The following is an 11,324-nucleotide window of genomic DNA, read 5'->3' as shown; positions in this document are numbered from 1 at the left end:
CCTCCTACGACAACATCATCGACCACTGCTGCGAGGCTTGGAACAAGCTCGTCGATCAGCCTTGGCACATCATGACCATCGGTCGCCGCAAATGGGCGCGTGGGTCATGATCAATGCAGGTTGGTATGAACTGCTTCGCTGCAGGCCTGCTCGCAGCGATGGCAGTGTTCAGCGCAGATGCGGCAATGCTCGTGCGTGCTCGCATGCTTCTCGCATTCCTCCGCGCACAGCCCGCAGGCGATGGCGCAGGCTTGAAGAGCCGCGACCAGCGCTTGCTCATTGCTGCCGGTGCGGCGGGTGCCGAGAGAACCTGCCGCCAGGCAGATGTCGGCGCAGTCGAGGTTCAGACGAATGCACTGGCGAAGCTGCGCGACCATCTCTTCCGCCAGACAGGCATCAGCGCACGACGTGCAGATCTGAGCACATGAGTAGCACTCCTCAATACAGCGGATCAGTGCGTCGTTCGTGTTTCCCTTCACGTCCGGATGCGTGGCGATCATCTCTTGCATGTGGTGCATGGTTCTCTCCTGTTCAGGTAGCGGTCACCCCCTGTCTAAGTAAGAGGTACGAACCTGAAATGTTCCGGCCTTTGCGTCGGACCGTTCAGCCGCTTTGGCGTATCGATTAACCCCCGGCGCCGGGGGTAGCGCACAGTTTCGACGGCCACGCCGCCTGCGCGCGCGCACCATCGTGGTGCGGGATCATCGAACCGAGAAGGGCCGTGTCGCCGATCGCCGTGTGGTACGAATCAGCGCTCCGGTTTAGGGCTTTCACTCGTTGCACTGCCAATGGCTCACCCTAGGTCGGCGGTAGGCCCTGAGCCGGCCACAGCCCGGCCATGGCGGATGCCAATCCGCTGTCGCGGTCGCGCAACAGGTTATGGATTGCGGTCGCAGCGACCGCTGCTTGTCCGGTTGCGACGCTGATCTGATCGAGCCCTTCCACAACGTCACCAACCGCGTAGAGGCCGGCAACCGAGGTTTGTTGGTGGGCGTCGGTCAGCACGCATCCCGTTGCCGCGAGCTTCGCGCCCAGCGAAGTGGCAAGCCCTGTTCGAGGCGATGAGCCGAGCGCAGGGTAAAGCGTGTCGAATTGTAGCTCCAGGCCATTGGCCAATCGAACCTCGACACAATCGCCAAGACGCAGCTGCTCGACAGGCGAGGGCGCGACATCGACGCCCTGCTGGGTCAGCCTGGCAAATTCGGTCGGTGCGAGGTCGAGCGACCGTTCGGCGAGAAGCGTGACCTTGGCACCATAAGCGCGCAGGAATTCGGCTTCTTCAGCGCCATGGCGGTCGCAGCCGAGCACCGCCACGCTCATCCGCCGAGCCTCATAACCATCGCAAATCGGGCAGTAGCGAATAAGACCACGCGCGACGCCGATGTCATGCATCGCATCGGGCATCTCTGGACGTCGATTGACGACCCCGGTCGCGAGGACCACGGTCCGCGCGTACATGACGTTCAGTCCGCAGCTTGCCGAGAAATGGTCGCCTGATGCGACAATCGCGTCGATCTCACCGCTCTGGATCGTACCGCCATATTCGTGCAGCTGAGCTTGCAGGCGCGCAAGAAACGTGACGCCGGAAATGCCGCCGGGAAATCCTGGGAGGTTGTGCGAGCGCGGGATGGAGGCGGCGCGCCCCGCCGCCGCGTCGTAAACGACGCAGCTCCTGAGAAAGCGGGAAAGATAGATCGCGGTCGTGAGGCCAGCGGGACCGCCGCCCACAATCAGACAGTCGATGACCTCCTCGGGATCGCCAGTCCAGCCTTGATTGGTCAACCGCAACCTCATCATTACCCCGCGCATGCGCCCGGCGGGCCCGCGGCCCTACTCATTCGGACGGTAGGCGCAGGTAGAAAGCGCTTTGTACTCCCTTGTGAATACGTGCCGATGCCGCTTCCCCCTCATCAAGAGGGTGCGGCGGCACGAAAAAAGATCGTGAGGGGTGACCCGTCCTGCTGCGTAATACAGGTGAACTCAACGGAAATGGAGATTACCCGCATGCGTCGCTTGTTCATCACGACTGCTGCCGCCGCCTTGTTCTTCGCAGGCGGCGTGGCAAACGCGCACCCGAAGCTGGTGTCCGCCAGCCCCGCCGCCAACGCGGCGGTCGCGACCCCGGAGAAGATCAGCCTCCAGTTCAGCGAGAAACTCGTGCCTGCTTTCTCCAAGGCCGAACTGATCATGGCCGCGATGCCTGGCATGGCGGCCATGAAGATGCCGAGCAGCGCCGCGGTCGGCTCCGACGGGCGTACGCTCACGATCATCCCGAAGCAGCGTCTCCCGCGTGGGCGTTACAACGTCGACTGGCAGGTCGTTTCCGGCGACACGCACAAAATCACTGGCAGCTACACCTTCACGGTGAAGTGAGCGGATGATTGACTGGCCGACCGTCGCCATCCGCTTGGCGTTATACCTCGTCCTGGCGGTGCTGTTCGGCCTGTCGGCGTTCAGCCTCTATGGCCTTCGGCTCGGCGAGCGCGAGGATGCAATCGCTCTGCGGCCTTGGCTTTCGGGAAGTGCTGTGCTCGGGTTGCTGCTCTCAGCCGCTGGCCTGATCCTCATGGCCTCGTCGATGGCCGGATCTCCATTCTGGCCGGTCGACGAGGCCGCGGTGGCTGCCTTGCTCGGAGGGCCACCGGTTGGCTCCGCCTGGAAGGTGCGCATGGTAGCGCTGGTCATTGCCGGGGGCGCGGTCCTACTGGCGCGAGGCAGAGCATCATGGCTGGCGATGGCCATGATTGCCGCCGCTACGGCGTTGGCGACACTCGCGTGGAACGGGCACGGTGCCATGGACGAGGGAAGCACCGGATGGCTTCACCTGGGCGCGGACATTCTCCATCTCCTCGCAGGCGGTATATGGGTTGGCGCACTGTTCGGATTGCTTCTCCTGATGATGCGCCGCGCCGAGGCGATCGATGCCGCGCACCTTCAGCTTACCCATCGGGCGCTGCACGGCTTCGGGGCGGTGGGCACGCTCGTGGTTGCCATTTTAGTGATCACCGGCTTGATCAACAGCTGGCTGCTCGTGGGCCCAGCCAATTTCACGGCCTTGGGCACGACGCTCTACGGCTTGCTGCTGCTCGCCAAGCTGGTCTTGTTCGCAGCGATGCTGGGACTCGCGTCGCTTAATCGGTTCCGCCTCACGCCGGCCTTCGAACGCTCGATTGCCATGAACGATCATGACGGAGCGCTTATGACGCTGCGGGTCAGCCTGGCGGTCGAGACAACCTGCGTGATTGGTATCTTGGCGCTCGTAGCATGGCTCGGCACCCTCGCACCGCCCGCATCGGGCATGTAGGTGAGGTTAGCTCTGCTGGGTCTGTTGATGTATTCAAAGGTGAACGAACGAGGGTGGCAGAGTCATGACCGACGTCGAACGCAGCGAGCCCGGGAGCGGCAAGGGTGCTCCTGAGATCGTCCTCATCACGGGTGCGAGCGGTTTCATAGCCGCCGCGCTCATTGCCCGGCTCGGCGAACGCTACACGGTCGTCGGACTCGATCGTGCCGGTCCTCCGGACCCGCCGCCTCCTGCGGCCGCGGTCGCCATCGATCTCGGGTCCGACGAGGCGGTCCGCGCCGCGCTCGAGGAGGTGCGCGCACGATACGGCGCCCGCATCGCGTCGGTTATCCACCTAGCCGCTTATTACGACATAACCGGCAAGCCTAACCCGCTCTATGACAAGGTGACAGTCCAGGGCACCCGCCGGCTGATTGACGGGCTGCAATCGTTCGAGGTCGAGCAATTCGTCTTCGCCAGCACGATGCTGGTCCATAAGCCGACCGCCACTCCGGAGGAGCGCATCAGCGAGGAGTCGCCAATCGGTGCGTCCTGGGCGTATCCGCAGTCCAAGGTCGACACCGAGGCATTGCTGCATGAGCGCCACGGGAAGATTCCCGTCGTCTTCCTCCGCGCCGCAGGAGTTTACGACGACGACGGGCGCTCGGCGTTTCTCGCGCAGCAGATATCGCAGATCTACGAGCACCGCCTGATCTCGCATTTCTATCCCGGCATGCTGTGCGCGGCACAGTCATCGGTGCACCGCGAGGACTTGGCCGACGCCGTGGTGCGCCTCGTCGATCGGCGGCACGACTTGCCGTCAGAACTGCCGCTGCTCGTCGGCGAACCCGACCCGCCCGGCTATGCCGAGATCCAGGACATCGTCGGGGAGGCGCTCCACGGCGAGGGCTGGAAGACGATCCGCATCCCGCAGCCGCTCGCGAAGGCCGGGATCATCCTGCAGAACGAAGCGCTCGGCAGCGACGACTTTATCCAGCCCTGGATGATCGACAGCAGCAACGACCACTATATCCTCGACATCTCGCGCGCACGGTCGCTGCTCGGGTGGGAACCGAAGCACAGCCTTCGCGACACGCTCCCGGCGATCGTCGCTGCGCTCAAGCGGCATCCGCGGGCCTGGTACCGGAACAACAAGCTCAACGAGAACCTGGTCGCGTGGGATGAAGAGCCAGAGGCCGAGCTTGCGGGGTCTGGCCACCACCAGCCCGCAGCGGCCGCCGGAACGGGCGGCATAGATCACGGCGGGATGGATCACAGCAAAATGGACCACGCGGCGATGGGGCACGGGTCCGGCGCCGCGGTCGCGGCCATGTCGGACCACGGCGGGCACGGCGATCACATGGCCTTGATGGACCGCGATGAGCGCCGCGCGCGCTGGGCGCTTTACGCCAACATCGGCCTCGGTCTGTGGCTCGCCTCAAGCCCGCTCATCTACGACTCCATGACCACGCAGAGCGTCGGTGAAGCGGCGCGGTTCGTAACGGTCGATCGCGGACTGCCGTCGATCGAGTGGCGTGCGAGCGCGCTGGCCGTAAGCGATCTCGTCAGCGGGCTTGCTATCGCGCTGTTCGGCGCACTTTCGCTCGTCCCGCGCACCAAGACATGGGCGCAGTGGGCTGTCGCGTTCATCGGCATCTGGCTGTTCTTCGCGCCGCTGATCTTCTGGAGTCCGAGCGCCGCGCAGTACAACAACAGCCTGCTCGTCGGGTCCGCAGTCATCGCGCTGTCGGTGCTCGTGCCGATGATGCCGGGCATGAGCATGGCCGGCATGATGGACTCCAAGAACATCCCGCCTGGATGGACCTATTCTCCGTCCACCGATGCTCAGCGGCTGCCGATCGTCGCCATGGGCCTGATCGGCCTTCTCACCTCGCGCATCCTGACCGCCTACCAGCTGGGGCACATCGATAGCGTCTGGGAGCCCTTCTTTGTCGGATCGCTGACCGACCCGCGTAATGGGACCGAGGAGATCATTACATCCGACATGTCGAAGGCCTGGCCGATTCCCGACGGCGGGCTTGGCACGGTGAGCTACGTGCTCGAGATCCTGATGGCGGTGATGGGAACCCGCGACCGCTGGCGGACGATGCCGTGGATGGTGACCTTCTTCGGTATCCTGGTCATCCCGCTCGGCGTCGTCAGCATCTACTTCATCATCAGCCAGCCCATCGTCATCGGCACGTGGAGCACGCTGGCGCTGATCGCCGCCCTTGCCATGCTGATCATGATCCCGTTCGCGCTCGATGAGGTCATTGCCATGGGCCAGTTCCTCGTCTGGGCGAAGTGCCGCGGCAAGCCGCTGATCCGCACCTTCTTCAAGGGCGATGCGATCGAGGCCGGCAGTGAGGACGCCTCCGATGTGATGTCGTCGCCTGCCGCCTTTTGGGCCGACACGAAGCGCGGGCTGACGCTGCCGTGGACGCTGGCGGTCAGTATCGCGCTCGGCGCATTCCTGATGCTCACCCGGGTGACACTGGGCAATGAAGGCCCCATGGCGAACAGCGACCATGTGGTAGGCGCCCTGGTCATCACCGTCGCGATCATCGCTACCGCCGAAGTCGCTCGCGCCCTGCGCTTCATCAATGTCGCGCTCGGCGCCTGGCTAATCGCTGCCCCGTTACTGCTCACGGGGGCCGGCCTCCTGGGGACGATCGTTTCGGTGGTCGCAGGGCTCGCCCTCGCCGGTCTCAGCCTTCCGCGCGGCAAGCGCAGCCCCGAGCATTATGCGAGCTGGGACAAATACGTAATTTGAGGCCTTACTTGCCTCCAGAGAGGAGGGCTCGGCATGGCGCAGTCCAGGTACCGAGTTCTATCCGGGCGGTCATTCAGGCGGTTATATGGCCGTCGATTATGGCGGTGCGGTTGCCGATGGCCGGGTCAAGAGCGGCCGAGTATGCCGAGATGAACGAGTTCGCGTGAAGCTGCTCCAGGCCGCAGGCGTCGGCGTGAAGTTCGCGATCCATCCGGTTGCGGGGCGCATGCCCGGTCACATGAACGTGCTGCTCGCCGAAGCCGGCGTGCCCTATGACATCATCTTCGATATGGAAGATATCAACGCCGAGTTTGCCAACACCGATGTCGCGCTGGTCATCGGGGCCAACGATGTCGTCAACCCGGCGGCACGCACCGACAAATCCTCGCCGATCTACGGCATGCCCATCCTCGATGCCGACCAGGCCCACCAGGTCTATGTCGTCAAGCGCGGTCAGGGCAAAGGTTATTCCGGCGTCGAGAACCTGCTCTTCTTCAACGAGAATTGCAGCATGGTCTATGGGGATGCCCAGGCGGTGCTGACGCAGATGGTGCAGGCCGTGAAGGATCTCGGCGCGTGACCGTACCCCTTACCCCCGAAATCTGATTCACCACAGGAGAATGGACAATGACCTACGCGACCATCAATCCCTATACCGGAGACACTGTTGCGACCTTTCCCGACGCAACGGACGAGGAGGTGAAGACCGCGCTGGACAAAGCAGACGCGGCTTTCCTCAGTTGGCGCGAAACCTCCTTCGCCGAGCGCGGCCGTATCCTGCAGAATGCCGCAGACATCCTGCGCCGGGACAGCGATGCTTTTGCCCGCCTGCTGACGCTGGAAATGGGTAAGCTGGTCGCCGAAGCGAAGGCCGAGGTGGAACTCTCCGCCAAGATCTTCGAATATTATGTTCGGCATGCGGAAGACCTGCTGAAGCCGGAGAAGCTGCCGGTGCTCGATCCCGCCGAAGGCGAGGCGATGCTGGTGCACGAGCCGCTCGGCGTCCTCCTGGCGATCGAGCCATGGAATTTCCCTTATTATCAGATTGCCCGCATTCTCGCGCCGCAACTCTCGGCCGGCAACACGCTGATCCTCAAGCACGCCTCGAACGTTCCGCAGAGCGCCGCGGCGTTCGAGAGACTGATGAACGAAGCGGGTCTGCCGGAAGGCGCGTTCCAGAATCTCTATGCAACGCGCGATCAGATCAACCTCATCATCAACGATCCGCGCGTTCATGGCGTGGCGTTGACTGGCTCGGAAGCTGCCGGCGCGGTGGTTGCATCCGAGGCCGGCAAGGCGCTCAAGAAGTCGACCATGGAACTGGGCGGCGCCGACGCCTTTGTCGTGCTCGCCGATGCCGACATGGACAAGACGATCGACTGGGCCGTCTTCGGCCGGCACTGGAACGGTGGCCAGGTCTGTGTTTCGTCCAAGCGCATGATCGTCGTCGATGAAGTCTACGACACCTTCCTCGACGGTTATCGCAAGGGCGTAGCCAAGCTCGTCATGGGCGACCCCTCCGACCCCGGCACCACTCTCGCGCCGCTCTCCTCGCAAAAGGCGGCCGACGACATCAAGGAACAGATCCGCAAGGCCGTCGAACTGGGCGCCAAGGCTGAGGAAGTCGGTCCTACAGTGCCGAACAAGGGGGCTTTCGTGCAGCCAACTTTTCTGACCGACCTCGATGAGGGCAATCCGGCCCGTTATTGGGAATTCTTCGGTCCGGTATCGATGCTGTTCCGTGCGAAGGATGAGGACGATGCCGTGCGCATCGCCAACGACTCGCCCTTTGGCCTGGGCGGCTCCGTCTTCACCTCCGATCCTGTCCACGGCGCCGAAGTGGCGAAGCGGATTTCCACCGGCATGGTCTTCGTCAATCACCCGACTAAGGTGGAGGCCGACCTGCCGTTCGGCGGCATCCGTCGCTCGGGCTATGGCCGCGAACTGCTGGGCCTCGGCCTCAAGGAGTTCGTCAATCACAAGCTGATCGATGTCGTCGATATCGACGCGCATTTGGGTCGTGCGGCTGAGCGGAACAGGAAAGTGTCGTAAGGGGCATTATTTCCTTTCAAAAGTCCCATTCGGAATTAGGTTGGCGTAGCGGTCTGAGGCCGCCGTTTGCGACGGCGTCAGGCACGGAGAAGTCGTAGCGGCCGAGGAAATTGATGTGACGCCAAGATATCGGCGAGAGCCGAGCGATATCGGCGGGCAGCGGCGGCGTCCCGGCCTCGCTGAGTTGGCGCACGGTTTCCTGCATGTAGACAGCGTTCCAGTGGACGATGGAGTTGAGGGCCAGACCGAGGACCCCAAGCTGCTCCTCTTGGCCCTGACGCAGAGGGCTTCTGATTTCGCCCCGATCGCCGTGATGGACGCGCCGACCGAGCTTGTGGCGCAATTCCTGCCGGTTGAGCTGAAACAATATTCGTCGCCGGAACGGCCGGTCATCGATGTATCGCAGGATATGCAGCGTCTTGATGATGCGGCCGAGTTCAGACAGGGCCTTGGCCAGCGTTGTTGGGCGGTCTTTGACCTGCAGCATTCGCATGACGCCTGCGGCCTTGAGGTGGCCGAGCTTGAGCGATCCGGCCAAGCGGATAAGGTCGGACCAGTTTTCCCGGATCAGATTGATTTTAACCCTGCCCCAGGCGGTCTGATCGAACGGCCCATAGCTCGCCTGGCGGTCGATACGCCAGAGTTTGGCGTCGCCGATGTCCGCCAGACGGGGGCTGAACCGGTAGCCCAAGAGCCAGAACAGACCGAAAATGGCGTCGGAATAGGCGGCGGTGTCGGTCATGATCTCCAGAGGATCGAGCTCGGTTTCCTGCTCCAGCAGGAGAGCCAGGACGACCAGGCTGTCGCGCAACGTGCCGGGGATGACCGCTCCGGTCAGACCGCTGAACTGATTGGAAATCATGTTGTACCAAGTGACGCCGCGCTCCTGGCCGTAATATTTGGGGTTGGGCCCGGCGTGTATGGCGCTCGACGGAGCGACAAAACGCATGCCGTCGGCGCTGGCCACCTCGCCTGCGCCCCAATGTTGGACGATATCCAGACGACTGTGAGCGGAAACGATCGCGGCGTTGGCCGCGGCGATGGTCTCGGGCCGAATGAAATTCTGACCGACCCAAGAAAGACGGTCGCGACGCAGAGCCGCAAATTCCGGGCGCACGATCGGCTCAAGACCGATGTTGCAGGCGCCGCCGACCAGGGTCGCGCACAGGCTTATCTCGAAGTGCTCGACGGTGGCCTGACGCTCGCTCAGATGCGTAAAGGACTTGGCAAATCCGGTTCGCGCCATGACTTCAAGAAAGATGTCGGGCATTCCGGCCTTCGGCATGCGCGTTTGGACGGCGGCGCGAAGTGCTCGAAGGCTCTCGGGTTCATCAAGCTTGTCGAGGGGCGTGACCACAATCCCCATCTTGTCGGCGACCGTCTCAAAACGCAGGTCCGGATTGTCGCCGGCGCGCGCAACGACATGTCGATATGCCTCGTCGAGAAGGCGGGAGAGACCGTCAATCTCAATGTCGGCTTCCAGAGATCGGCCCAGGGCGCGTGCTACCATCAACCTGGAATTGTGCCAGGACTCGCCCTCGAGCATCCCGCGCCGGGGATCCCCGTATCGGATGCCGGGCTTGGCGAACACATCGCGACGCTTGATCGCCAGACGCCACGCATCGATGATCGCGAAGACATAGGCCTTCGGGTCGCGCATCCTGCCATCGTCATCCAGGACATGTTGCCTCCACGCCTTCGAGACCGCAGCGATCGGTGCGCCGCGCATCTTGACGAGAGAGGACCAGTCGTCCACGCCCTTGAGGTAGCTGATCGCGGCCTTGACGTTTTTGCCACCTGGGGCAGCGTCGGTCTCGATGCGGGTAGCGATTTCAAAGAACAATCGCCGGGCGCTCCGCCATTTTGTTCGCAGTTGATCATAGGGCTTGGTCTCCGCGGGCTTGGCGATCGCCTCCACCTTGGACATGGCGGCCTCGATGTCGGGACGGGGCAACCGCTCGAAGAGCACATCTCGCCATTCATTGAGGGGCAGGGCGTCGTCGGTCAAAACCAACAGACCCATTGCGTGGAGCAGCATCGCGGCGCCATCGAGATCGCGCAGACTGCGCAGGCGGGCCTGTTTGTCGGCGGCTTCAGCCCCTTTCACCAAGTCGGCGAGCAGAGCCTCGGCCAGCTCGGCGGCGTCGTCCTGGGCCGCCGCTTCGAGCGTATGGAAGAGCGCGGCTACGGTCGCGGTTCGACGAGGCTCCTGAAGGGCGGCGATGGCCGAGGGCTTGCCGACGCGCGCTACCCGCGCGAGCCGCTCAAGGGTTGTGGCGGGAACGCCCCGCGGTGGCGCCGGCCGCAGATTGAACGCCCGGACCGCATCGAGCCGATCAAGGTGTCGGAAGAGTTCGGTCGGCATGCGCTTGGAGGGAACGGTCCGGAGCGCGTCCAGGGCGGCGAACGTGGATGTGTCGCCATCGTCAAACAGCGCGGCGATGCGCACGCGCTGGTCATCGCTCAAGCTGGCGACCAGATGGCGCCAAAGCCTGGTCCGCGCACGATCGCGGATCCTGCCAACCAGGCGCTCGACGACCGTGACGCCCGGCAGCAGCACCTTGTTGGCGATCAGCCAGGCCGCAGCTCGATCAATCAGGGGGCCGGGCCGATCGTCGCCGCTCCAGCAAAGGGCGTAGAGCCATCGGGTCAGCCGGAAACGTGCCACCGCGTTGTCGCCAAAGTCCGTGAAGCCGCAGTGCGTCCGGATGAGCGCGAGGTGCCGGATGCGTCGGCTTCCCGCAAAATAGGCGTCCACGTCCGTGCCGGGTTCAAGAGCGAGTTGTTCGATCACGGCCGCCAGGACCGACGCTGGGATCTCGGCGGGCGAGACTGGAAATGCGCCCAGAAACCGGGCGCTCGTCAGCATCACGGCAAAGCCGAGCCGATTGTGGTCGCCGCGCAGAGTTCCAATGAGGTCGCGATCAGTTTGGTCCAGATGGAAATATCGCGCGAGTTGATCGGCCGACGGTTCGCCATCAAAGCGGGCAAAGCCCTGACGCTGGGCGTCAGTGAGGTGACGGGTGGGCATACCGTGCGAAACTTTCAACTTTTGCGAAGGGGACGGCCCATGCCGATAAACAAGGCGAATTTCTTCGCAAAACATATGTGCGAAACAAAATTGTTTTGCAGTAACTTTCGCACAATATCTGGAGCAGTCGCATGAAGCTCGGCTACGCGCGCGTTTCCACCGAGGATCAGAACTTGGAAATCCAG

7 protein-coding genes and 1 pseudogene are annotated in these 11,324 nt (G+C 63.3%); 5 read left to right on the top strand and 3 right to left on the bottom strand.

From position 1 onward, the window contains the following. Positions 1-110 precede the first annotated feature (110 nt). Both EWH12_RS20590 and EWH12_RS20585 read right to left on the bottom strand, forming a co-directional pair. Entirely contained in the window at positions 111-518 is a 408-nt protein-coding gene (locus tag EWH12_RS20590; protein ID WP_129927671.1) for a four-helix bundle copper-binding protein, read from the bottom strand. Positions 519-798: 280 nt separating this feature from the next. Continuing rightward, positions 799-1,797, bottom strand: a complete 999-nt coding sequence (locus EWH12_RS20585; protein ID WP_129927672.1) for an NAD(P)/FAD-dependent oxidoreductase — start codon at positions 1,795-1,797, stop codon at positions 799-801. Between the two features lie 207 nt (positions 1,798-2,004). On the opposite strand from EWH12_RS20585, the gene copC reads away from it, so the two are divergent. The 5 genes and pseudogenes from copC (at position 2,005) to EWH12_RS20560 (ending at position 8,108) form a co-directional block, all read left to right on the top strand. Continuing rightward, positions 2,005-2,373 carry a copper homeostasis periplasmic binding protein CopC gene (gene copC, locus EWH12_RS20580; RefSeq protein ID WP_037475981.1) on the top strand — a complete coding sequence of 123 codons (369 nt, stop codon included), beginning with the start codon at positions 2,005-2,007 and terminating at the stop codon, positions 2,371-2,373. A 4-nt stretch (positions 2,374-2,377) separates the two neighbouring features. Next, on the top strand, positions 2,378-3,304 hold the full coding sequence (gene copD / locus EWH12_RS20575; protein WP_037475979.1) for a copper homeostasis membrane protein CopD: 927 nt from the start codon (positions 2,378-2,380) through the stop codon (positions 3,302-3,304). Between the two features lie 64 nt (positions 3,305-3,368). Beyond that, positions 3,369-6,056: a vitamin K epoxide reductase family protein gene (locus EWH12_RS20570; protein ID WP_129927670.1), complete on the top strand. Its 2,688-nt coding sequence runs from the start codon at positions 3,369-3,371 to the stop codon at positions 6,054-6,056. Positions 6,057-6,225: 169 nt separating this feature from the next. Continuing rightward, positions 6,226-6,636, top strand: a pseudogene (locus EWH12_RS20565) (NAD(P)(+) transhydrogenase (Re/Si-specific) subunit beta); the annotation flags it as partial. 47 nt (positions 6,637-6,683) lie between these two features. Continuing rightward, the gene (locus tag EWH12_RS20560) at positions 6,684-8,108 is read left to right on the top strand and encodes an NAD-dependent succinate-semialdehyde dehydrogenase (RefSeq protein ID WP_129927669.1); all 1,425 of its coding nucleotides are present in this window, start codon (positions 6,684-6,686) and stop codon (positions 8,106-8,108) included. 16 nt (positions 8,109-8,124) lie between these two features. Here EWH12_RS20560 and EWH12_RS20555 read toward each other — a convergent pair whose 3' ends face one another. After that, complete coding sequence (locus tag EWH12_RS20555; RefSeq protein WP_037555775.1) at positions 8,125-11,139, bottom strand: Tn3 family transposase; 3,015 nt, start codon at positions 11,137-11,139, stop codon at positions 8,125-8,127. Positions 11,140-11,324 lie beyond the last annotated feature (185 nt).

This window comes from Sphingobium cupriresistens, assembly GCF_004152865.1.
Taxonomy (GTDB): Bacteria; Pseudomonadota; Alphaproteobacteria; order Sphingomonadales; family Sphingomonadaceae; genus Sphingobium; species Sphingobium cupriresistens.
The sequence above is the reverse complement of the archived record's forward strand: the minus strand, read 5'-3'. Positions and strand labels throughout refer to the sequence as shown.